The following is a 21079-nucleotide window of genomic DNA, read 5'->3' as shown; positions in this document are numbered from 1 at the left end:
CGGAGGTCAGGGGGCGACGCGACCGTTCGCGTTGAAGGCGGCGTACGTGAGCGGCATGAGTTCGCGCCACACGTTCTCCATCTTCTCGGCGCACATCTCGATCTCGCGCTGCGGGAACGACGGGAAGTGCGTGCCCTCGCGCATCGTGCGCAGCGACAGGAAGTTCATGAGCGACCGGGCGTTCACCGTGACGTACATCGACGACATGATGTTGAGCGGCAGGACGATGCGGGCGACTTCACGCGCGACGCCGGCATCCAGCATCCGCTGGTAGCTCTCGAAGGCGGCGATGGATGCCTCGCGCGTCTCGCGGGCAACGAGCTCGACCTGCTCCTCGGAACCGGGGAGGAACTGGTACGCGCCGGGCTTGCCGACCTGGACGAGGTTCCGCTCGGGCGCGGGGACGTAGAACACGGGACGGAGCTCGCGGTAGCGGCCCGACTCCTCGTTGTAGGACGCCATCCGGTGCCGCATGAACTCGCGGAAGACGAAGATCGGCGCCTGCACGTAGAAGGTCATCGAGTTGTGCTCGAACGGCGAGCCGTGCCGATCGCGCATCAGGTAGTTGATGAGGCCGCGGTCGCGGGCGGTCGCCTCGGAGCCGTCGGCGGCCGAAGCGAGGGTCTGCTCGCCCTGCGTCGACACGCGCGCCGCGAACAGCACGTCACTGTCCGCTGCCGACGAGCGCACCAGCTCGACCGTGACATCGCTGCGGAACTCGATCTCGGGGCTCTCGGGGCGCTCACTCACGGCTCACACACTACCCGCCGGGGCCGTCACGAACGACGCGGGGCGAACCGCACCACAGCGCGCAGGACTACTGTGGAGCGGTCATGGAACTCCTCCCCGCCATCCTCGTGCTGACCGCGCTCCTCGTGGTCACCATCGGCATCGGTCTGACCCTGCGGTGGCGGCAGAACCGGCCCCGTCCCTTCGACCCGCGCGAGATCGTCGAACCGACCCGTCTCGGGGCCGAACGACTCGGCGAGACGGCGACGCTGCTGCAGTTCAGCACCGAGATGTGCAGCCGGTGCCCCGGCGTCCACCGCACGCTCCGCGAGATCGCCGACGACCGCGACGGCGTCCTGCACCTGAACGTCGACCTCACGCACCGCGTCGACATCGCCCAGCACTTCCGCGTCCTGCAGACGCCCACGACACTGATCCTCGACAAGGACGGCATGGTGCGCTCCCGCTTCGGCGGTGTCCCGGGCCGCCAGGTCGTCGAGATGGAGCTCGACCGCGTGACGGCGGGAGCCGATCGTGGCTGAGGTGCGAGGGATCGACCCCCGAGGCCCGCGCTTCGCGGCATCCGTCACCGCAGTGTTGCTCCTGGTCGCGACGCTGCTGGCTCTCGTGGGCATCTCTACCCAGGGCTCCGCGTCGTTCGGTTGGTTCGCCTACCAGCCCGTCGGGGACTTCGCCTTCGTCGCGGGGAGGGCCTGGGCGATCGAGATGGCTCCGGTCGGAGCCCGCGTCGCAGACCCCGGCTTCCTCGCCGTCCTCGTCATCGCGCTCCTGTTCCTCTGGGGCGTCGTCTCGCCGCGCACCGCACCGTGGGGCGTGCTGTACCGCCGGGTGATCCAGCCGCGCCTCGCTCCCCCGACCGACCTCGAGGATCCCCGCCCGCCCCGCTTCGCGCAGGGCGTCGGTCTGTTCGTGACGACCGTGGGCCTCGCCCTGCACGTGCTCGGCGTCCCGCTCGCCCTCCCCATCGCGGCGGCGCTCGCCTTCATGGCTGCGTTCCTGAACGCGGCGTTCGGCCTGTGCCTCGGATGCCAGTTGTGGCTCCTCCTGCAGCGCGTCGGTCTCGTCGGCCGCACCGCCTGACGGTCGGCTCGGTCCGCGTCAAGTCATATCCCGCTCTGAATCGCGAGGCATATGCTCGGCAGCGATCGGTCACGACCACGACAGAGGAGACACCATGAGCGTCACGAGCGAAGCCACCACCAGCTGGAAGGGCACCCTGTTCGAAGGGTCGGGCGAGGTCGCCCTGGAGAGCTCCAACCAGGGACCGCTTCCCGTGAACTGGAAGGCGCGCAGCGAGGGATCGACCTCGGTGACGACCCCCGAGGAACTGATCGCAGCGGCCCATTCGTCGTGCTTCAGCATGGCCCTCTCGAATGCCCTGGCCGAGAACGGCACCCCTCCCGAGAGCGTCGAGACGACGGCATCCGTGACCTTCATCCCCGGGACCGGCATCACCGGCTCGCACCTGAACGTCAGCGCCACCGTCCCCGGCCTGTCGGCGGAGGACTTCGACCGCATCGCGAACGAGGCGAAGACGGGATGCCCCGTCTCGGCCGCTCTGTCGGGCATCGAGATCACGCTCGAGGCGACGCTTGCCTGAGCGCCGCGTCGTCGTCTCGGGCGCGTCCGGCCTGATCGGACGCGCCCTCATCGATTCCCTCGTCGCCGACGGCTACACCGTCACGCGGCTCGTCCGGCACCCCGCGCAGGGACCGGATGAGGTGACCTGGGCGCCCGGCGAGAAGCCGCTCGATCCCGCCGTGCTCGCCGGTGCGGAGGCCGTCGTCAACTTCAACGGGGCGACCATCGGACGCTTCCCGTGGACGGCCTCGTACAAGAAGCAGCTGGTCTGGTCGCGTCTGCGCCCGACGCAGACGCTCGCCCGCGCACTGCGGGAGCTCGGAGACGACGCGCCGCTGTTCGTCAGCTCATCGGCATCGGGGTACTACCCGCCCGATGGCCATGGGCGCACGTTCGACGAGTCCGGTCCGCGGGGCGACGCGTTCCTGTCCGAACTCTGCGGCGAGTGGGAGGCTGCCGCCGTCGCGTCGGGTGCGCGCACGGCGCTCCTGCGCACCGCTCCGGTCGTGCACCGCGACGGTGTGCTGAAGCCGCTCATGCTGCTCACCAAGCTCGGGTTGTCGGGGCCGCTCGGTCGCGGGACCCAGGTGTGGCCGTGGATCTCGCTCGATGACGAGATCCGCGGCATCCGTCACGTCATGGATCACGGCATCACGGGACCCGTGAACCTGACCGGGCCCGGGCGTGCCACGGCGAACGACCTCGGGTTCGCGCTCGCCCGTCGCCTGAACCGGCCCTACCTGCTGCGCGCACCCCTGTGGGCGATCCGGCTCGTCCTGGGCAAGGACGCCGTCGACGCGCTGCTCGCGACGGACTCGCACGTCGTGCCTGCGGTCCTCCTCGATTCAGGGTTCGAGTTCCACCACCCGACCGTCGAGGACGCGGTGGCCGCGGCCGTCTGAAGCCGCTCGGAGCTTCGTCAGCGGCGGCGCTCGGCGCGCTCGCGCGAGATCGCGGTACGGATCGCGCCGCGGGCGCGCCGACGGTCGCCGGCTCCGTCGTAGAGGAGCCCGAGCCGGTACCAGGCACGCCAGTCAGCCGGGTCGGCCTCGACGGCGTCGCGGTAGGCGGGGAAGAGGGCGTCGACCTCGGCCTGGACGGGCTTGCCGCTGGGGCGGAGCGTGAGCTCCTCCGCGGGCAGGGCGCCCTCGGCTTCGAGTCGCCGCCCCAGGCGCTCCGCTCCGGCACCGAAACTCAGCTCTCGCCACAGGGCCCAGATGGCGACGACGGGCAGCAGCACGAGGGCGACACCCATGGCGATGCCGACCGGATCACCGCTGGCCACGAGCAGCACCGCGCGCTGGCCGACCAGGTAGATGTAGAGCGCGAGGGTGACGGCGACGATCGCGACGCCGATCCGGGTCCTCATCGGGCGGTCGCCGCTGCGGCCTGGTCGGAGGCGTCGCCGTCGGCGACGGGCGCGGTGCGGGCGGGCTGCGGCATCCGGATGCCGATGTCGATCATCGAGTCGAGCCCCACGACGACGCCGGACGCGTCCCGCGCCGCCGCGAGGGCGACACGGATGCCGGGGGCATAGGCCGCGGCGGGGTCGATCGTGTCGTGGACGATCATGAGGGACTCCCCTGGTCCTGACAGGATCGTCTCCTGCCGAGCGACGACCCCCGGACGGCGCAGGGAGTGCACGGGGATGCTCGCGATCTGCTGGCCGCGGGCGCGCTGGTCGACGTGCGGTGCCTCGACGGGGCCGGCCTCGGAGCGGGCGGCGGCGATCAGCTCCGCGGTGCGGACGGCGGTGCCGCTCGGGGAGTCCACCTTCGTCTCGCGGTGGGTCTCGACGATCTCGATCGAGGGGAAGAACGGGGCGGATGCTGCGGCGAGAGCCGACCCGATGACGGAGCCGAGCGAGAAGTTGGGGATGAAGACCGCGCCGGTGCCCGCGGCATCCACCAGGGGACGGACGAGGGCGATGCGCTCGGCCGACCAGCCGGAGGTCCCGACGAGGACGTTCTTGCCCCGCTCGATCGCGGCGCGGACGACGTCGATCGACACGGCGGGGGTCGACGCGTCGACGACGAGGTCGGCGGCGTCCAACTCGGCCAGGTCACTGGCGGAGCCGAGCACGGCGACCGTCTCGAAGCCCTCCGTCGCGGCGATGACCCCGGCGATGATGCTGCCGAGCTTGCCGGTCCCGCCCACCAGGGCCACGCGCGTCGTCATGCGTCCAGCCTAGGCGGGGAGGACGGCGGCGACCGTGTCCCACGCGAGCTTCACGACCAGCAGACCCAGGACGACGAGGAAGACGATCCTGACGAATCCGTTGCCGCCGCGGGTCGCCATCCTCGCACCGATGAAGCCGCCCGTGATGTTCGCGCACGCCATGACGACACCGAGCGCCAGGATGATCTCGCCGTGGACTCCGTAGACGATCAGCGCGGCGAGGTTCGTCGTGAGGTTCGCGATCTTCGCGTTGACACTCGCCTGCAGGAAGCCGAAGCCGAGTACCCCGACGAGGAGGATCACGAAGAACGAGCCGGTTCCGGGTCCCAGGATGCCGTCGTAGAACCCCACGCCGAGTCCGATGACTCCCGAGCGCCAGACGATTGCACGACGCTCGGCATGCCGAGGCTCGTGATGCAGGCCCATCCGGGGACGCAGGAGCGTGTAGACGCCGACCGCCACGACGGCGACGAGGACGACCGGGGTCAGGACCTCGCGCGGGACGTACCTCGACAGCGCGGCGCCGACGGCAGACCCCGCGAAGGCGCCGACGACGAGTGGGATCAGGAGGACGAGGTGGACCTTCACCCGCCGCAGATAGACCCAGCTGGCCGACAGCGTCCCGAAGAACGAGCTCAGCTTGTTCGTTCCGAGGATGAAGGGGGTCGCGACGTCCTTCGGTACGCCGATGACCAGCGCCGGCAACTGGATGAGGCCGCCGCCGCCCACGACGGCGTCGACCCAGCCGGCGACTCCGGCAGCGACCACGAGGAACAGCAGCGCGCTCGCGGAGACGGGGAGCCAGTCGGCGAGCAGAGGACCGGTCAGCACCTCACACCGAGAGGATGTCGGGAAGGCCCGTCCGCAGCTCCACGGGGAGGTGTGCCAGGTCGTTGTGGGACACGAGCGACCAGGGGCGCCCCGGCCGCTGCGCGAGAACGGTCAAGCCGCAGTGGGCCTGGTTGATCGTCAGCCAGCGCCACTCGGGCGCCTGCAGGACCTCGCGGACGAGCCAGGCGATCACGAAGTTGTGGGTGATGAGCAACTCGTGCGCGTGGGGACGGTGCGCGAGGAACTCCGCCCCGGCATCCGCCATCTGCGCGGATCCCGCGTCGGCCTCGGCCTCGGTGACGCCGCCGAAGAACGGCTCGTAGACGTGCGGGGTGTCGGGCGTCATGCCGCTCGGCACGCAGTCGAAGAGGAGAGCCGTGGGCTCGGGGTCGACGGCCGGTAGCCGCTCGGCGACGGCTCGCGCGGTCTCGGCGGCGCGCAGCAACGGCGAGTGCCAGACGGCCGTGAGAGGGACCCCCGACAGGCGGTCGGCGAGGAGCTCCGCTTGACGACGTCCTCGCGGGGACAGCGGTCCGTCAGCGAGGCCGTGTTCGGCGTCGAGGTGTTCGCCGTGCCGCACCAGGTACAGATAGTGCGTCACGTGATTGCTCGCTTCGTCGGGGTGCACCGCGGGCTCCCCGGGCTCACTTCCACCCTAAACCAGCCTCAATCCGTCGCCCGTGCGATCTCGGCGAGGTGTGCGCGACTGAGGTGCACTCCGACGCCTTGGACGAGTTCGTCGACGTGCGAGACGGCGTAGGCGTTCACGATCGGGGCGGCGACGATGCGCTGCGCGAGAAGCCAGGCGATCGCGACGGCGGCCGGGGGGACGGTCAACTCCCCCGCGATCCGATCCAGCGCGCGGAGCGTGCGCGCGCCGCGCCGGTTCATGCTGGCGGCGAGTTGACGCCCGCGCACCGACCCTCCGACGCGGTCGCGCTCGCGGTGCACGCCCGAGAGGTACCCGTGCTCGAGTGCCTGCGAGGGCGTCACCGCGATGCCCTGGGCTCCGGCGACGAGGCGGAGGTCACCGTCGAACTCGTCGCGCCGGAGCACGTTGTAGGGAACGTCGAGCACGGTGAACCGGGGGTAGCCGGCAGCCGAGAGGATCCGAGCCTCCACGAGCTGGGTCGCGCGGTACCCGGCCGCTCCGATGGCCCGCACCTTGCCGGACTCGACGAGCCACTCGGCCGTCGCCAAGGTGTCCTCGAGCAGCGTCGTGCGATCGGCGGTGCCGTCGAGCGACAGGACGTCGATCCGATCCGTCCCGAGCCGGATGAGGGACGACTCGACGGCGCGCACGAGGTTGACGGGTCCGAGCCCGGGGTTGTCGGCGCCGCGTCCGACGCGGACCGAGAGGACGACGTCGTCGCGGTTGCGCCGCCCGGCCATCCATCGCCCGATGACGTGCTCGCTACGACCGGCGGCGTAGCTGTCGGAGGTGTGGACCGCGTTGCCGCCGCGCTCGACGTAGCGATCGAGGATCGCGTGGGCGGCGGCGATGTCGACGTGCCAGCCGAACTCGGCGCCGCCGAGGATGAGCGGGAACACGGAGAAGCCTGTCTCCCCCAACGGCACGCGGATCGCGCGCCCCACGGGTGCCCCGTGGACCGGGAGCGGACCGGAGGGGTGGGTACCGGGCGTCACCGTCGGCGACGTCTGATCCGCCGTCTCGTATGCTGCCATACCCGTCTCCTCGCGGAGCGCTCGGGGGTTTCACGTGCCCACGCACCCTCGGATGCGCTCACTCCGAGGGTAGAACAGCCCTCCGACACGGCGCGTCTGCAGGCACGACGGCGGGTGACGTTTCCATAACGGTTCGCGCACGTGCGGCCGGCGAATGCCCGGGCAACGGCGAACGCCCGCCCTCCGAAGAGGACGGGCGTTCGTCAGAGCGTGGCTCAGGCCTCGGCGGGTGCCTCTGCCGGCGCGTCGCCGGCCGGAGCCGACTCCTCGACGACGGGCTCGAGCGAGAGCTTTCCGCGGTCATCGATCTTCGTGATGCGCACGAGGATCTTCTGGCCGACACCGAGGACGTCTTCGACGTTCTCGACGCGCTTGCCACCGGCGAGCTTGCGGACCTCGCTGACGTGCAGCAGGCCGTCCTTGCCGGGAAGGAGCGAGACGAACGCACCGAAGGTCGCGATCTTGACGACCGTGCCCAGGAACTGCTCGCCCACCTCGGGGTTGGTCGGGTTGGCGATCGCGTTGACCTGTGCGCGGGCGGCCTCGGCCGAGGGTCCGTCGACAGCGCCGATGTACACGGTGCCGTCGTCCTCGATCGAGATCTGAGCGCCGGTCTCGTCCTGGATCGCGTTGATCGTCTTGCCCTTGGGGCCGATCAGCTCACCGATCTTGTCGACGGGGATCTGGACGCTGATGACGCGGGGCGCGGTGGGCGCCATCTCGTCGGGTGCGTCGATCGCCGAGTTCAGGACGTTCAGGATCGTGAGGCGAGCCTCCTTGGCCTGGGTCAGCGCGGCGGCGAGCACCGACGACGGGATGCCGTCGAGCTTCGTGTCGAGCTGGATCGCCGTGATGAACTCGCTCGTTCCGGCGACCTTGAAGTCCATGTCTCCGAGCGCGTCTTCGGCACCGAGGATGTCGGTCAGCGCGGCGTAGCGCGTCTGGCCGTCGACCTCGTCGGAGACGAGACCCATCGCGATACCGGCGACGGGGGCGCGCAGCGGCACACCCGCGTTCAGCAGCGAGAGGGTCGAGGCGCAGACCGAGCCCATCGAGGTCGAGCCGTTCGAGCTCAGCGCCTCGGAGACCTGACGGATCGCGTACGGGAACTCCTCGCGGCTGGGCAGCACCGGCACGAGGGCGCGCTCGGCGAGGAAGCCGTGCCCGATCTCGCGACGCTTGGGGCTGCCGACACGGCCGGTCTCACCGGTCGAGTAGGGCGGGAAGTTGTAGTGATGCATGTAGCGCTTGCTCGTCGTGGGCGACAGCGAGTCGATCTGCTGCTCCATCTTGAGCATGTTCAGCGTGGTGATACCCATGATCTGGGTCTCGCCGCGCTGGAAGACCGCCGAGCCGTGGACGCGCGGGATGACCTGCACCTCGGCGTCGAGCGGACGGATGTCGGCGAGGCCACGACCGTCCATGCGGACGCCCTCGGCGAGGATGCGACCGCGGACGACGATCTTGGTGACCGACTTGTATGCGGCCGAGAACTCGAGCGGCGCACCGGCGGGGAGCTCCTCCGCCTCGACGGCGGCGATCAGCTCGGCCTTGACGCGGTCCTTGACCTTGTCGTCGGCAGCCTGACGCTCCTGCTTGTCGGCGATCTGGTACACGTTCACCAGGTCGTCGTACGCGCGGCCGGCGACGAAGTCGTAGACCTCGGAGCTGTACGGCGCGAAGACCGGGTAGACGCCGGGCTCGCGCGACGAGGACGCGGCCATCTGAGCCTGCGCCTCGACGAGCTGCTTGAGGAACGGCTTGGCGGCCTCAAGGCCACCGGCGACGATCTCTTCGCTCGGCTTGACGGCGCCGCCCTTGATGAGGTTCCAGCTGTTCTCGGTGGCTTCGGCCTCGACCATCATGATCGCGACGTCGCCGTCAGGGAGCACGCGACCGGCGACCATGAGGTCGAAGACGGCTTCCTCGACCTGGGCCTGGTTCGGGAACGCGACCCACTGGTCGGCGTGCTCGCCATGGCCGGGGATGAGCGCGAGGCGCACGCCGGCGATCGGGCCCGAGAACGGCAGACCGGAGATCTGCGTCGACGCGGACGCCGCGTTGATCGCGAGGGCGTCGTAGTACTCGCCGGGTGCGATCGAGAGAACCGTGACGACGATCTGGACCTCGTTGCGGAGGCCGTCGACGAACGACGGACGCAGCGGCCGGTCGATGAGGCGGCAGACGAGGATCGCCTCGGTGGAGGGACGTCCCTCGCGACGGAAGAACGAACCGGGGATCTTGCCTGCTGCGTACGAACGCTCTTCGACGTCGACGGTCAGCGGGAAGAAGTCGAAGCCCTCACGGGGGTGCTTGCCGGCGCTGGTGGCCGACAGGAGCATGGTTTCTTCGTCGAGGTAAGCGGCAACGGCGCCCTGCGCCTGCTGTGCCAGTCGTCCGGTCTCGAACCGGACCGTGCGGGTGCCGAAACGGCCGTTGTCGAGAACGGCTTCGGCGGCGGTGATTTCTGGACCTTCCAAGAGGTCTCTCCTTCTTTGTTTAGACTCGCACGCGCGTTTCGCGCACGAGATCATGCGAAGGAACAGGAACAGGCAGATATGGGCGCGCGGAGACATCCGCGAAGTCCGCCTGCGCTGGCCACCAGTCGAAGACCACCATCCGCCGGAAACGGGATGGGAATCCACCACAGGGGACCAGCTTCCTGCCGGGCCTGCTCCATGAGCTCACTGTGAAGTTGAGCGGATGCCGCGATGAGAACCGCGGGCAACCCGACCCAGCCTAACAGCGGACCCCCTTCTGTGCGTATCGTGGCGGGATGAGCGACGACGAGAAGACCGCGGACGCGGCATCCGATGACATGAAGCGGAAGTTCCGCGAGGCGCTCGAGAAGAAGAACTCGCGGAGCCGTCAGGGTGAAGCCCACCTCGACGGAGACTCCTCGGTGCACGGGACGCACGGCGCCGTCACCAAGCGCGAGTTCCGACGCAAGAGCGGCTGACCCCGAACGAACGAAGGCCCGGATGCCGAGTGGCGTCCGGGCCTTCGTCGTACGGTCGCGTATCAGCTGCCGAGCTCGGCGCGACGTGCGCGCGCCCGGTCCTCCTTGGCCTCCGCCTCGGCGAGCGCCGCGTCGTTCAGACCCGAGGTGTCGACGGCACCGGTGTCGTCGGAGACCCCGTGGGCCGTCAGCGTCGCCTCGTCGAACGGGCGACGACCGGCGAGGACCGCCGCCACCTGCTCGCGGTCGATCTGCTTCGTCCACGTGCCGATGAGGAGCGTGGCGACGGCGTTCCCGGTGAAGTTGGTCAGCGCACGACCCTCGGACATGAACCGGTCGATCCCGACGATGACGCCGACGCCGTCGACCAGGTCGGGACGGTAGGCCTGCAGGCCGCCGGCGAGGGTCGCGAGACCCGCTCCGGTGACGCCCGCCGCACCCTTCGAGGCGATGATCATGAAGACGAGGAGGCCGATCTGCTCGGGGATCGACATGGGGGCGCCGAGACCGGTCGCGATGAACAGCGAGGCCATCGTCAGGTAGATCGCGGTGCCATCGAGGTTGAACGAGTAGCCGGTGGGCACCGTGATGCCGACGACGGGCTTGGAGACGCCGAGGTGCTCCATCTTGGCGATGAGGCGCGGCAGGGCCGACTCGCTCGAGGACGTGCCGACGATGAGGAGGTACTCGCGCCCGAGGTACTTCATGACCTGGAAGATGTTGACCCGGGCGACGGCGTACAGGATCGTGCCGAGCACGCCCACGATGAACACGATGCACGTGATGTAGAACGCGATCATCAGGATGCCGAGGCTCACGATCGCCGCGAACCCGGTCTTGCCGACGACGGCGGCGATGGCCCCGAAGGCGCCGATCGGGGCGAGCCAGAGGATCATGCCGAGGATGCGGAACACGAGGGCCTGGAGGTGCTTGACCGCGGTCATGATGGGCTCGGCCTTCGCGCCCATCTTCTGCAGGGCGAAGCCGACCAGCAGCGCGATGAAGAGCACCTGCAGCACGCTCTCGCCGGTGAAGGCGGAGAAGAACGTCGTCGGGATGATCCCGAGGATGAACTCGGTCGTGGTCTTCGCCTCGGTCGCGTCGCCCGCGTCGTACTGGGCGTTCTGCATGTTCAGGCCCTCACCCGGGTGGATGATGTTGCCCACGATGAGACCGATGGCGAGTGCGAACGTCGACATCGCCATGAAGTACAGCAGGGCGAGGCCGCCGATGCGACCGACCGTCGCCGCCTTCGCGATCGATCCGACGCCCACGACGATCGTGCAGAAGATGATCGGCGCGATCATCATCTTGATCAGGTTCACGAACGCCTTGCCGACCGGCTCGAGGGACTCCCCGAAAGCTGGCCAGATGAGGCCGACGACGCAGCCGAGGACCACGGCGATGATGACCGAGATGTAGAGCCACGTGTGCTTGTCCCACGCCTGCTTGCCCCTGCGCGGGTTGTATCCGGGAAGCCGGAACGAGGATGTGAGGGCCATGATCTCTCCTGGGTGACAGTCGTTGTCGGAGTCGACGGCGGTGTCGACGAGGATCAGCGTGCCGGGTGTGCACGCGCCCCGGCAGTTGTGGTCGTATTGGTCGCAGAGCGGCGAGAGGAGGCGATGTGGCCCGTTCCGGCGCCGCGAGCGCGGCATCCCGCGTGTTCCTGGCCGTCGCGGCGGCCGTCGTCGTCCTGTCTCTGGCGATCGCGGGCATCCTCCTCTGGGAGGGACAGCGCGCCGCCCGGGCCGAGGCGGAGCGCGTCACCCGTGCCGTCGCCGAGACGATCGCCGACAGCACCGGGGTCGCCGATGCCCTTGCGCGCGGCGACCGCGCCGCCGCGACGCGCCTCCTGCAGCCCGAGATCCAGGCGGTCACGGCGGATGCCGACGTCGATTTCGTCACGATCATGGACCCGGCCGGCATCCGCATCACCCACCCGGACCCGGCGCGCATCGGTGAGGCCTACATCGGGACGATCCCGACCGGCACCGCATCGCTCACCGAGGAGTTCACCGGCACGCTCGGACCCTCGGTCCGAACGATCGTGCCCGTCCTGTCCGAGGGCGGGGTCGTCGGACGGGTATCGGTCGGCGTCACGATCGGCTCGATCACCGAGGCCCTCGGGCCCCGCGTCCTCGTCGCCGTCGCGATCGCCGTCGTCCTGGCAGCGGCGGGACTCGCGGGGGCTCTCCTCGCCCGACGCGCGACGCGGCGGGTCGCCGGCGACCTGCCGGCGGGGGCCGTCCGCGATGCTGTCTCCTCGTACGAATCGATGAGGACCCTCGGCGAGGCGCTCCGGTCGCAGACGCACGAGCACGGCAACCGGCTGCACACCGCGATCGCGCTGCTCGAGCTCGGGCGCACGCGCGAGGCGATCGGCATCCTCTCGGAGGACGCACGGCAGAGTCAGCTCCTCGTCGACCAGGTCGCCGCCCGCCGCGAGGGCGATCCCACCGTCGGCGCGCTCCTGCTCGGCAAGGCGTCGCAGGCGGGCGAGCGCGGCGTCGAATGGCGGGCCCGCATCGACGCCGATGCCCCACGCTCGGTCCTCTCCCCCGTCGACGCCGTCTCGGTCGTCGGCAACCTGATCGACAACGCACTGGATGCCGCGGCATCCGGTCCCGCTCCTCGGTGGGTCGACGTGAAGATGACGCGGACGACCGAGGACGAACTGGCCCTGGAGGTCGCCGACAGCGGAGCCGGGATCCCGGCCGAGATCGTCGACCGCATCTTCGAGCACGGGTTCTCGACGAAACCCGCGGGCGCCGCGGGGCGCGGCGTCGGGCTCGCCCTGGTCCGTGCCATCGTCGACGAGGCCGAGGGGACGATCTCCCTGCGGTCCGACCCCACCACCTTCCGCGTGATCCTTCCTCGGCGGGACGCATGATCGGTGTCTTGATCGTCGACGACGACGCCCTCACCCTCGAGCTCCACCGCCGGTACGTCGAGCGGCTGGACGGCTTCGAGGTCGTCGCCGAAGCCACCGGGGCGCGCGCGGCGGTCGCTGCCCTCCTCGACAGCCCGAGGGCGCCGGAGATCGACCTCGTGCTCCTGGACATGACGATGCCGGACGGGTCTGGCCTCGACGTCCTCCGCCACCTGCGCGCGCATACAGGGACCGTCGACGTGATCGCCATCACCTCGGTGCGGGAGGCGGACGTCGTACGGCAGGTGATCGCTCTCGGCGCCGCGCAGTACCTCGTGAAGCCCTTCACCTTCGGCGACTTCCAGGAGCGGATGCGGCAGTACCTCCACTTCCGCGAGCAGGTGATGCAGTCCGCCGGCGCGGCGACGCAGGCCGAGATCGACGCGATGCTGGGGGCTCTGCGCACCTCGCCCGCCCCCACCCTGCCCAAGGGGCTCTCTGCTGACACGTTCGACCGCGTGAGCGCCATGCTGCGGACCGGACCCGTCTCCGCACGGGAGGCAGCTGATCGGCTCGGGATGTCGCGGGTCGCCGCGCGGCGTTACCTCGAGCACCTGGCCGACGCCGGACGCGCCGAGCGGGCGCAGCGCTACGGGACGCCGGGGCGTCCCGAGACCGAGTACCGCTGGGCCCGATGAGCGGTCACGACCTCGGCAGACCGGCCCGCCCCGACGCTCGACCGACCAGCACGTAGTCCGGCACCTTCGCGGTGAGACCGTCCCCGGCCGTGCGCCCCCGCAACCGCCGCCACATCCACGGGAGTGCGTCGCGACGCAGCCACGAGCCCGGCGACGTCGGGTCCTCGTCGACGTGGAAGGCCTCGTCGAGGTCGGCGAGCGCGTCCGCGTGCGGCACGCCGAGCGCTTCCGCCGCGCGGTACGCGACGTAGCGGTGCCCACGGGAGCGCAGGTGCACCTTGTCGTCGGCCCACAGGTCGACGCGCGCGAGCTCCGTCTCGTCGGCGAGGTCGAGGAGGATCGCGCCGGTGCGCGCGGCGACCTGACGGAGGCGGGCGTTGTACATCGCGAAGCGGCGCGTGAACACGCGTGCGGCGACCCGGTCGGGCAGGAAGACGGTGGCCAGCAGGACGTCGGACCCGGCGTCGCGCAGCCGGGTCACGGCATCCTCCACCCGGGCGGCGAGCGCGACCGGGTCGCAGGTGATCCGCACGAGGTCGTTCGCGCCGATCAGGACGGACACCAGGTCGGGGCGCATCCCGAGGCACCGCGGCAGCTGCTCGTCAACGAGGTGCGCCACACAGCGGCTCCGGACGGCGAGATTGGCGTAGCGGAACGGGCGGGCATCGCCGCCGCTGAGGGCCAGCAGGTGCGCCAGCCGGTCCGCCCATCCCCGGAACGCACCCACCGGCATCCGCGACGTGTCGCAGAGGCCCTCGGTGATGGAGTCGCCCAGCGCGACGTACCGGGACCACCTGCGTCGCGGGACGGGAACCGCCGCGTCCGGGCGGGGCCACGCCACGACTCGACGCCCGGCATCCCGCCGGTTGAGGACGGCGGCCCGGTCGTAGTGCTCGAGCAGGCGATCGGCCAGTGCGTCCCAGGTGCGTCCCGAGACCGCCGACCGCGCCGCCTGCGCGAACGCGCGCCGCTTCGCATCGTCGCCGACGAGGTCCACGACGCGGGCACGGAGGTCGTCGGCGTCACCCGGGCGGTACAGCCAGCCGTCCACGCTGCTGCGGACCAGGTCGACCGGCCCGCCGATCCCGGTCGCGACCACGGGGACACCGCTGGCCTGGGCCTCCTGGATGGTCTGCCCGAACGTCTCGCTCTCGCCGGGGTGGACGAACACGTCGAACGACGCGAGGGCTGTCGCCAGCGCTTCCCCGTCGAGATGCCCGAGGAACACCGCATCCGGCAGGAGCTGTTCCAGCGCCGGTCGAGCGGGGCCGTCGCCGACGATGACGAGGCGGATGCCGGGGGTCCCCTGCAAGGCGACGAGATCCTCGACCTGCTTCTCGGGAGCGAGTCGGCCGACGTACCCCACGATCACCTCGCCGGGGGCGATGCGCGCACGCCATGCGTCGTCACGGCGCTCCGGGGTGAAGCGCTGCCCGTCGACCCCGCGGCCCCACAGCGCGACGCGGTCGATCCCGAGCGCGTGGAGCTGGGAGTGCGCCGCCGCAGAGGGTGCGAGGGTCAGCGTCGCCCGCCGGTGGAGCCGTCGCACCTGCGCCTCGGCGAGCGCGGTCGCCTGGGGCAGACCGTATCTCGCGGCGTAGGCGATCACGTCGGTCTGGTACACGGCGACGCTCGGCAGCCGCCGGGACTCTGCGGCGAGCACGCCCTGCCACCCGAGGAGGAACGGCGAGGCGAGGTGGACCACGTCGGCGCCGAACCGCGCCAGGTCGCGGGCGATCGACGCCGCGGGCGGCACGGCGACGCGGACCGCCGGGTAGCGGGGCAGCGGGAAGGAGGCGACGGCGCGGCCCGGCATCCCGAGCTCGTGGCGCCGGACCCCGGGAGCGACGACGAACACGTCGTGCCCGCGACGCTGGAGGTGCTCCCGGATCTGCAGGACGGATCCGGTGACCCCGTTCATGTGCGGGAGGAAGGACTCGGTGATGACCGCGACTCTCACAGGACCAGGGTGCCGGTGCGGAGGACTCCGCCGGGGCTTCGAAGGGCCTGATCGCGGAGTGTTCATCCGCCCCTCCCGGTACGGTCACCGCCGCGTCGCCATCCGTCCCCCGTTCGCGCGGCGTTCACCGGACGCTGGTACGCAGAAGCCTGTGATCGGCGATCTCCTGACGAGTCTGGCCTCGAGCCCGTGGGCCCTCCCGGCGCTGTTTGCCCTCGTCCTGGCAGACGCGGTTCTCGTCGTGATACCCGGTGAGGTGGCCGTCACGGCGACCGGAGCGCTCGCCGCGGCGACCGGCACTCCCCCGCTCGCCGCCGCCGTGGCTGTCGCCGCCCTCGCCGCCTTCTGCGGGGATGCGCTGTGCTACGCCGTGGGCCGTGTCGCGGGAGTGGAACGGTGGCGGTGGATGCGGCACCCCCGCATCCGATCGGCGTTCGCCTGGGCGGGGTCGCGTCTCGCGAGAAGCACGGCGACCGTGGTGTTCACGGCCCGGTTCATCCCGTTCGCGCGCCTGGCCGTCAACCTCACGGCCGGCGCCACCCGGGTGCCGATGGGCCGTTACTTCGCGGCGGTCGCAGTGGCTGCCACCGCGTGGGCGCTCTACCAGGCCGTCGTGGGCGCCGCGATCGGCGCGCTCCTGCCCGGAGACCCGGTGATCGCCGTCATCGTATCGATCGTCGTCGCGATCGCCCTCGGGATGGTCATCGACGCCGCGGCGGCCCGCCTGTCGGGCCGCCGCGCGCGTCGGTGAGGTCACTCGCCGGACAGACCGCCCAGCAGGTGTCCGAACGATCCGCCCTTGCCGAGGTAGGACTCGGGATCGAAGGGGTCGAGAGCGTCCTCCGCCGGGCGCCGGGTCACGGCATCCGCCAGTTCCCGGGCGCCGCGCTCGATGCGCGCCGACAGCGGCGACACATCGTCCGCGCGCGCGCCCCAGTCCGACGACGCGGCGAAGACACCGGTGGAGACGGCCTCGGCGTGCAGATAGGCGAACAGCGGCCGGATCGCGTAGTCGATGGCGAGCGAGTGACGGGCCGTGCCGGCGTTCGCGCCGATCAGTACGGGCTTCCCCTGCAGCGCGTCGGGATCGAGCACGTCGATGAACGACTTGAACAGCCCCGAGTAGCTCGTAGAGAAGATCGGCGTCACGACGATCAGCGCGTCCGCCGAGACCACCGTGTTGATCATGGTCTCGAGCGCGGGCGGCGCGAAGCCGGTCAGCAGGTTGTTCGTGATGTCGTGCGCGTACTCGCGCAGCTCGAACGTGTCGACGGATGCCTCCACCCCCCGCTCGCGCAGGTCCGCCAGCACGGCGGCCGAGAGCTTGTCGGCCAGCATGCGCGTCGACGAGGGGTTCGAGAGCCCCGCCGACACGACGGCGATGCGACGGGCGGTCATCGCGCACCACCCAGACCGAACGCGGCACCGACGGGCGTCGGGGTGTCCTGGTAGGGGCTCGGGCCCGACAGGTTGTCGCCGCGGTTGGCGCGGGGACGTGCGTCGCGTGCGGGACCGTCGCCGTACGTGGCCGCGACGCGCGCGGCGTGCGTCGGCGCGTCGGGCACGATCGCCGGGCGATCCTTCGCGAGCTCCTTCCGGAGGACGGGGACGACCTCGCCGCCGAGGAAGTCGAGCTGCTCGAGGACCATCTTGAGCGGGAGTCCGGCGTGGTCGACGAGGAACAGCTGCCGCTGGAAGTCACCGAACAGGTCGCGCATCCCCGCATAGCGGTCGATGACCTGCTGCGGCGAGCCGACGGTCAGCGGCGTCATCTCGGAGAAGTCCTCCATCGACGGACCGTGGCCGTAGACGGGGGCGTTGTCGAAGTACGGGCGGAACTGCGCCTTGGCTTCCTGCGAGTTCTTCGCCATGAACGCCTGTCCGCCGATGCCGACGATCGCCGTCTCGGGGGCGCCGTGACCGTAGTGCTCCCAGCGCTGGCGGTACAGACCGATGAGGCGCTGATAGTGCTCGGCGGGCCAGAAGATGTTGTTCGCGAAGAATCCGTCGCCGTAGTAGGCCGCCTGCTCTGCGATCTCGGGCGTGCGGATCGAGCCGTGCCAGACGAACGGCGCCACTCCGTCGAGGGGACGGGGTGTGGAGGTGAAGCCTTGGAGGGGGGTGCGGAACTTGCCTTCGAAATCGACGACGTCCTCGCGCCACAGCTTGTGCAGCAGAGCGTAGTTCTCGATCGCGAGGGGGACGCCCTGACGGATGTCCTTGCCGAACCAGGGGTAGACCGGGCCGGTGTTGCCGCGGCCCAGCATGAGGTCCATGCGGCCGCCCGAGAGGTGCTGCAGCATCGCGTAGTCCTCGGCGATCTTCACCGGGTCGTTCGTGGTGATGAGCGTCGTGGAGGTCGAGAGGATCAGGCGCTCGGTCTGCGCGGCGATGTACGCGAGCGTCGTGGTCGGCGAGGACGACCAGAACGGCGGATTGTGGTGCTCGCCGATCGCGAACACGTCGAGGCCGACCTCTTCAGCGTGCTTGGCGATCTCGACGGTCGCCGAGATGCGCTCACGCTCGCTTGGCGTGTGACCCGTGGTCGGGTCCTGCGTGATGTCGGTGACGGTGAAGATGCCGAACTGCACCCCGGGCCAGCTGGCGGCGCTGCTGGTGTCGCTCACGATGTCTCTCTCGATTCCCGGACGGTTCGCGCCCGATTCATGCAAGTGAATGTACCGGAGTCAACGTCTCAGTGTCCACGTTATTCCCGCCGGTACGCTGGCCCGAATGAGCACCCCCGGCCGCACCCGCCGCGTGCCCATCTGGGACAACGCCCGGGCCGCCTGCATCCTCCTCGTCGTCCTCGGTCACGCGATCCAACGCCTGACCTACGACTCCGACATCGCGCAGAGCATCTACTACCTGATCTACGCGTTCCACATGCCGGCCTTCGCGCTGATCTCCGGGTACTTCTCCCGGTCCGATCCGCCGAGCCGGCGTCGGATGGTCCGCATCCTCACCGACATCGTCCTCCCCTACGTCATCTTCGACGGGCTCTGGACCCTCACGAAGCTCGTCGTCGAGGGACGCACCGACCCGAACCTCACGCAGCCGTCGTGGACGCTCTGGTTCCTGCTCGCCCTCGCGATCTTCCGCCTCGTGCTCCCCTACCTCGCACTCCTCCGGATGCCGCTCCTCTGGACCCTCGTCGTCTCGATCTCGGTGGGGTACCTCCCGAACGTCGATTCCACGCTGTCCCTCTCGCGGACCCTCGGCCTGCTGCCCTTCTTCACCCTCGGCTGGTGGCTGCACCAGCACGGATTCCTCGAGCGGCACCGACTCCTCGAGCGACGGCGCACGTCGCTCCGCCTCGCTGCCAGCGCCACCCTGGTGGCGGCCGGCGTCTGCGCGTGGCTCTTCGTCGACGATTTGAGGACCATGGGACTCGGCCGATGGCTCTTCTATGAGGAGGACTACGCCGACCTCGGCGGCACGCAGTGGTGGGCGGGCGGCATCCGCCTGCTGCTGATGGCGGCCGCACTCGTGCTGAGCGTGGCGTTCTTCGTCCTCATGCCGCGTCGGGAGTACCGCTGGACGGCCATCGGGCGCGCCACCATGTACGTGTACCTGCTGCACTCCTTCGCGCTGTATCCGCTGCGCGAATCGGGGATCCTCCGCGGCCTCGACCCCACGTGGCTGTGGCTGCCCCTCGTCGCCGTCCTGTCGGTGGCGATCACGGCAGCCCTCGCCTCGACGCCGGTGCGCCGCATCTTCCGGCCGCTCGTCGAACCGCGGCCAGGATGGCTCTTCGCCGATCCCGGCCTCGTGGGGCCCGAGGGCAGCCGGCGCGACCCGACAGGATCGCGCCGCCCTCAGACCGCGACGACCGCCGGCTCGTAGTCGAGCCCGAACGCCGCCGCGACGCCCTTGTTGGTCACGCGACCGCTTCGGACGTTGAGACCTTTGGCCAGAGCGGGGTCGGCGGCAGCAGCGGCATCCCAGCCGCGGTCCGCGAGCGCCGTCAGGTAGGGCAGGGTCGCGTTCGTGAGTGCGCGCGTCGACGTCTCCGGCACCGCCCCGGGCATGTTGGCGACGCAGTAGTAGACCGCGTCGTGCACCGCGAACGTCGGGTCGTCGTGCGTCGTGGGCCGCGAGCCCTCGAAGCACCCGCCCTGATCGATGGCGATGTCGACGAGCACCGCGCCCGCCTTCATACCGGCGACCATGTCGAGCGTCACGAGCTTGGGCGCCGCCGCCCCCGGGATGAGGACGGATCCGATGACGAGATCGGCGGATGCCACCTGCTCGGCGACCTCGAAGCGGGTGGAAGCGCGAGTGTGGAGGCCCGCGTAGCGCTTCTCCAGTTCACGCAGACGCGGCAGCGAAAGGTCCAGGACGGTGACGTCGGCTCCCATGCCGAGAGCGTTGGCCGCCGCATGCTCGCCGGCGACACCGCCGCCGATGACGACGACCTTCGCCTTCGGTGTCCCGGCGACACCGCCGAGGAGCGTGCCGCGGCCGCCGGCCGCGCTCATGAGGGTGTGCGCACCGACCGTGATCGAGATGCGACCCGCGACCTCGCTCATCGGGGAGAGCAGTGGGAGTGCCCGGTCCGCCGTCTGGACGGTCTCGTAGGCGACGGCGGTGGTCCCCGCGGCGATGAGGGCGTCGGTCAGGGGCCGATCCGCGGCCAGGTGGAGGTAGGCGAACAGGGTGAGGTCGTCGCGCAGGTGCGGGTACTCCGCCGCGATGGGCTCCTTCACCTTGACGACGAGCTCCGCCCGCCCCCACGTCGACGCCGCATCCGGGGTGATGACCGCACCGGCGGCGGCGAACGCCTCGTCCGCGATCCGCGACCCGGCGCCGGCGCCCGACTGCACGAGCACCTCGTGACCGCGCGCGACGAGCGCGTCCACCCCCGCGGGGGTGATGGCCACGCGGTTCTCGTTGTTCTTGATTTCCGTAGGGATGCCGATGCGCATGGCGTCACGCTCCTCGTCAGCGAGTGATGTGCGAAACATCCTGCAGAAGACTCGTTACGAGGAGGTGACAGTCGAAGATCCTTCGGCGAGAATGCTTCCGAGCCCCCGAAATGAGGATGAATCCCCGTGAGCACGTCTGATCCGACGAAGAATCATCGGCCTCCCGCCGACCTGGACGATGTGGACCTCGCCATCGTCGACGAGCTCGCGGCCGACGCCCGGCTCACGAACGCCGAGGTCGCCGCGCGAGTCGGAGTCGCGGCATCCACCGCCCATGCGCGCACCCGCGCGCTCGTGGAGCGCGGCGTGATCACCGGCTTCCACGCGAGCGTGGACCAGCGGGTCGCGGGCGCGGGCCTGCAGGCGATGGTGCACGTGACGCTGCGCCCGGGCTCCCGTCACGAGAGCATCACCGAGTTCGCACACGAGGTGCGCGGTCTCCCCCAGGTGATCCAGATGTTCTTCCTCGGCGGATCCGACGACTTCCTCATCCACATCGCCGTCGCCGATTCCAGCGATGTGCGCGCCTTCGTCGTCGAGCACCTCTCAGCGCAGCGCAGCGTCGCGAACACGCGCACGAGCATCATCTTCGACTACCACCGCAACCGGGTCGCGGCTCCGTTCCACTGAGTCGGT

At 70.4% G+C, this 21079-nt stretch carries 22 protein-coding genes; 10 read left to right on the top strand and 12 right to left on the bottom strand.

Annotation, left to right across the window (positions count from 1 at the left end):
• Positions 1-6: 6 nt before the first annotated feature.
• Positions 7-750, bottom strand: a complete 744-nt coding sequence (gene thyX / locus MRBLMI1x_RS07365; protein ID WP_020098293.1) for an FAD-dependent thymidylate synthase — start codon at positions 748-750, stop codon at positions 7-9.
• Positions 751-833: 83 nt separating this feature from the next.
• On the opposite strand from thyX, the gene MRBLMI1x_RS07360 reads away from it, so the two are divergent.
• The 4 genes from MRBLMI1x_RS07360 to MRBLMI1x_RS07345 all read left to right on the top strand — a co-directional run bounded on the left by MRBLMI1x_RS07360 (position 834) and on the right by MRBLMI1x_RS07345 (position 3233).
• Positions 834-1271, top strand: a complete 438-nt coding sequence (locus MRBLMI1x_RS07360; RefSeq protein WP_336123371.1) for a TlpA family protein disulfide reductase — start codon at positions 834-836, stop codon at positions 1269-1271.
• The gene (locus tag MRBLMI1x_RS07355) at positions 1264-1830 is read left to right on the top strand and encodes a DUF4395 domain-containing protein (protein ID WP_363457674.1); all 567 of its coding nucleotides are present in this window, start codon (positions 1264-1266) and stop codon (positions 1828-1830) included. Before MRBLMI1x_RS07360 ends, MRBLMI1x_RS07355 begins: the two co-directional genes overlap by 8 nt.
• 94 nt (positions 1831-1924) lie before the next feature.
• On the top strand, positions 1925-2350 hold the full coding sequence (locus MRBLMI1x_RS07350) for an OsmC family peroxiredoxin (RefSeq protein ID WP_018187194.1): 426 nt from the start codon (positions 1925-1927) through the stop codon (positions 2348-2350).
• Complete coding sequence (locus MRBLMI1x_RS07345; protein WP_363457671.1) at positions 2343-3233, top strand: TIGR01777 family oxidoreductase; 891 nt, start codon at positions 2343-2345, stop codon at positions 3231-3233. The genes MRBLMI1x_RS07350 and MRBLMI1x_RS07345 overlap by 8 nt, the downstream gene beginning before the upstream one ends.
• Before the next feature lie 17 nt (positions 3234-3250).
• Here MRBLMI1x_RS07345 and MRBLMI1x_RS07340 read toward each other — a convergent pair whose 3' ends face one another.
• The 6 genes from MRBLMI1x_RS07340 to MRBLMI1x_RS07315 form a co-directional block, all read right to left on the bottom strand.
• Entirely contained in the window at positions 3251-3700 is a 450-nt protein-coding gene (locus MRBLMI1x_RS07340) for a tetratricopeptide repeat protein (protein WP_363457668.1), read from the bottom strand.
• Complete coding sequence (gene dapB / locus MRBLMI1x_RS07335) at positions 3697-4509, bottom strand: 4-hydroxy-tetrahydrodipicolinate reductase (RefSeq protein ID WP_018187191.1); 813 nt, start codon at positions 4507-4509, stop codon at positions 3697-3699. The genes MRBLMI1x_RS07340 and dapB overlap by 4 nt, the downstream gene beginning before the upstream one ends.
• 9 nt (positions 4510-4518) lie before the next feature.
• Positions 4519-5340 (bottom strand): sulfite exporter TauE/SafE family protein, encoded by an 822-nt coding sequence (locus tag MRBLMI1x_RS07330; protein ID WP_363457664.1) that lies wholly within the window; start codon positions 5338-5340, stop codon positions 4519-4521.
• Position 5341: 1 nt separating this feature from the next.
• Positions 5342-5941 carry a histidine phosphatase family protein gene (locus MRBLMI1x_RS07325; RefSeq protein WP_363457661.1) on the bottom strand — a complete coding sequence of 200 codons (600 nt, stop codon included), beginning with the start codon at positions 5939-5941 and terminating at the stop codon, positions 5342-5344.
• Positions 5942-6006: 65 nt separating this feature from the next.
• Entirely contained in the window at positions 6007-7026 is a 1020-nt protein-coding gene (locus tag MRBLMI1x_RS07320; RefSeq protein WP_363457658.1) for an aldo/keto reductase, read from the bottom strand.
• 215 nt (positions 7027-7241) lie between these two features.
• On the bottom strand, positions 7242-9506 hold the full coding sequence (locus MRBLMI1x_RS07315; RefSeq protein ID WP_363457655.1) for a polyribonucleotide nucleotidyltransferase: 2265 nt from the start codon (positions 9504-9506) through the stop codon (positions 7242-7244).
• A gap of 296 nt (positions 9507-9802) precedes the next feature.
• Between MRBLMI1x_RS07315 and MRBLMI1x_RS07310 the strand changes: the two genes are divergently transcribed.
• Entirely contained in the window at positions 9803-9985 is a 183-nt protein-coding gene (locus tag MRBLMI1x_RS07310) for a DUF5302 domain-containing protein (RefSeq protein WP_018187186.1), read from the top strand.
• Positions 9986-10047: 62 nt separating this feature from the next.
• Here the strand turns inward: MRBLMI1x_RS07310 and MRBLMI1x_RS07305 are convergent, their stop codons facing one another.
• Positions 10048-11487 (bottom strand): C4-dicarboxylate transporter DctA, encoded by a 1440-nt coding sequence (locus MRBLMI1x_RS07305; protein ID WP_020098285.1) that lies wholly within the window; start codon positions 11485-11487, stop codon positions 10048-10050.
• Between the two features lie 125 nt (positions 11488-11612).
• Between MRBLMI1x_RS07305 and MRBLMI1x_RS07300 the strand changes: the two genes are divergently transcribed.
• Both MRBLMI1x_RS07300 and MRBLMI1x_RS07295 read left to right on the top strand, forming a co-directional pair.
• Positions 11613-12878 (top strand): sensor histidine kinase, encoded by a 1266-nt coding sequence (locus MRBLMI1x_RS07300; protein ID WP_018187184.1) that lies wholly within the window; start codon positions 11613-11615, stop codon positions 12876-12878.
• Complete coding sequence (locus MRBLMI1x_RS07295; RefSeq protein ID WP_363457651.1) at positions 12875-13555, top strand: response regulator; 681 nt, start codon at positions 12875-12877, stop codon at positions 13553-13555. Before MRBLMI1x_RS07300 ends, MRBLMI1x_RS07295 begins: the two co-directional genes overlap by 4 nt.
• 4 nt (positions 13556-13559) lie before the next feature.
• Here MRBLMI1x_RS07295 and MRBLMI1x_RS07290 read toward each other — a convergent pair whose 3' ends face one another.
• Positions 13560-15515 (bottom strand): GDSL-type esterase/lipase family protein, encoded by a 1956-nt coding sequence (locus tag MRBLMI1x_RS07290; RefSeq protein WP_363457648.1) that lies wholly within the window; start codon positions 15513-15515, stop codon positions 13560-13562.
• A gap of 151 nt (positions 15516-15666) precedes the next feature.
• Here MRBLMI1x_RS07290 and MRBLMI1x_RS07285 point away from each other — a divergent pair, with 151 nt between their 5' ends.
• Positions 15667-16266 (top strand): DedA family protein, encoded by a 600-nt coding sequence (locus MRBLMI1x_RS07285; RefSeq protein WP_363457645.1) that lies wholly within the window; start codon positions 15667-15669, stop codon positions 16264-16266.
• A 2-nt stretch (positions 16267-16268) separates the two neighbouring features.
• Here MRBLMI1x_RS07285 and MRBLMI1x_RS07280 read toward each other — a convergent pair whose 3' ends face one another.
• Together MRBLMI1x_RS07280 and MRBLMI1x_RS07275 are read right to left on the bottom strand one after the other, a co-directional pair.
• Positions 16269-16913: an FMN reductase gene (locus tag MRBLMI1x_RS07280; RefSeq protein ID WP_018187180.1), complete on the bottom strand. Its 645-nt coding sequence runs from the start codon at positions 16911-16913 to the stop codon at positions 16269-16271.
• Positions 16910-18106, bottom strand: a complete 1197-nt coding sequence (locus MRBLMI1x_RS07275) for an LLM class flavin-dependent oxidoreductase (protein ID WP_414685570.1) — start codon at positions 18104-18106, stop codon at positions 16910-16912. Before MRBLMI1x_RS07275 ends, MRBLMI1x_RS07280 begins: the two co-directional genes overlap by 4 nt.
• A 142-nt stretch (positions 18107-18248) precedes the next feature.
• Between MRBLMI1x_RS07275 and MRBLMI1x_RS07270 the strand changes: the two genes are divergently transcribed.
• Positions 18249-19361, top strand: coding sequence for an acyltransferase family protein (locus tag MRBLMI1x_RS07270; protein WP_363457638.1), 1113 nt, complete (start codon positions 18249-18251; stop codon positions 19359-19361).
• On the opposite strand, the gene ald is transcribed toward MRBLMI1x_RS07270, so the two are convergent.
• Positions 19334-20443 carry an alanine dehydrogenase gene (ald, locus tag MRBLMI1x_RS07265; RefSeq protein ID WP_363457635.1) on the bottom strand — a complete coding sequence of 370 codons (1110 nt, stop codon included), beginning with the start codon at positions 20441-20443 and terminating at the stop codon, positions 19334-19336. The genes MRBLMI1x_RS07270 and ald overlap by 28 nt on opposite strands.
• A gap of 126 nt (positions 20444-20569) precedes the next feature.
• On the opposite strand from ald, the gene MRBLMI1x_RS07260 reads away from it, so the two are divergent.
• Entirely contained in the window at positions 20570-21073 is a 504-nt protein-coding gene (locus tag MRBLMI1x_RS07260; RefSeq protein ID WP_018187176.1) for an Lrp/AsnC family transcriptional regulator, read from the top strand.
• The last annotated feature ends 6 nt before the right edge of the window (positions 21074-21079 follow it).

It is taken from the genome of Microbacterium sp. LMI1x-1-1.1, from assembly GCF_040676205.1.
GTDB classification, from domain to species: Bacteria; Actinomycetota; Actinomycetes; order Actinomycetales; family Microbacteriaceae; genus Microbacterium; species Microbacterium aquilitoris.
This window is presented reverse-complemented; position numbering and strand designations above follow the sequence as displayed.

Bases quoted from the DNA above. Each gene is read 5' to 3' on its own strand.
- MRBLMI1x_RS07360 (WP_336123371.1), top strand. From the start codon at position 834: ATGGAACTCCTCCCCGCCATCCTCGTGCTGACCGCGCTCCTCGTGGTC.
- MRBLMI1x_RS07350 (WP_018187194.1), top strand. From the start codon at position 1,925: ATGAGCGTCACGAGCGAAGCCACCACCAGCTGGAAGGGCACCCTGTTC.
- MRBLMI1x_RS07340 (WP_363457668.1), bottom strand. From the start codon at position 3,700: ATGAGGACCCGGATCGGCGTCGCGATCGTCGCCGTCACCCTCGCGCTC.
- dapB (WP_018187191.1), bottom strand. From the start codon at position 4,509: ATGACGACGCGCGTGGCCCTGGTGGGCGGGACCGGCAAGCTCGGCAGC.
- MRBLMI1x_RS07320 (WP_363457658.1), bottom strand. From the start codon at position 7,026: ATGGCAGCATACGAGACGGCGGATCAGACGTCGCCGACGGTGACGCCC.
- MRBLMI1x_RS07310 (WP_018187186.1), top strand. From the start codon at position 9,803: ATGAGCGACGACGAGAAGACCGCGGACGCGGCATCCGATGACATGAAG.
- MRBLMI1x_RS07305 (WP_020098285.1), bottom strand. From the start codon at position 11,487: ATGGCCCTCACATCCTCGTTCCGGCTTCCCGGATACAACCCGCGCAGG.
- MRBLMI1x_RS07295 (WP_363457651.1), top strand. From the start codon at position 12,875: ATGATCGGTGTCTTGATCGTCGACGACGACGCCCTCACCCTCGAGCTC.
- MRBLMI1x_RS07280 (WP_018187180.1), bottom strand. From the start codon at position 16,913: ATGACCGCCCGTCGCATCGCCGTCGTGTCGGCGGGGCTCTCGAACCCC.
- MRBLMI1x_RS07270 (WP_363457638.1), top strand. From the start codon at position 18,249: ATGAGCACCCCCGGCCGCACCCGCCGCGTGCCCATCTGGGACAACGCC.
- ald (WP_363457635.1), bottom strand. From the start codon at position 20,443: ATGCGCATCGGCATCCCTACGGAAATCAAGAACAACGAGAACCGCGTG.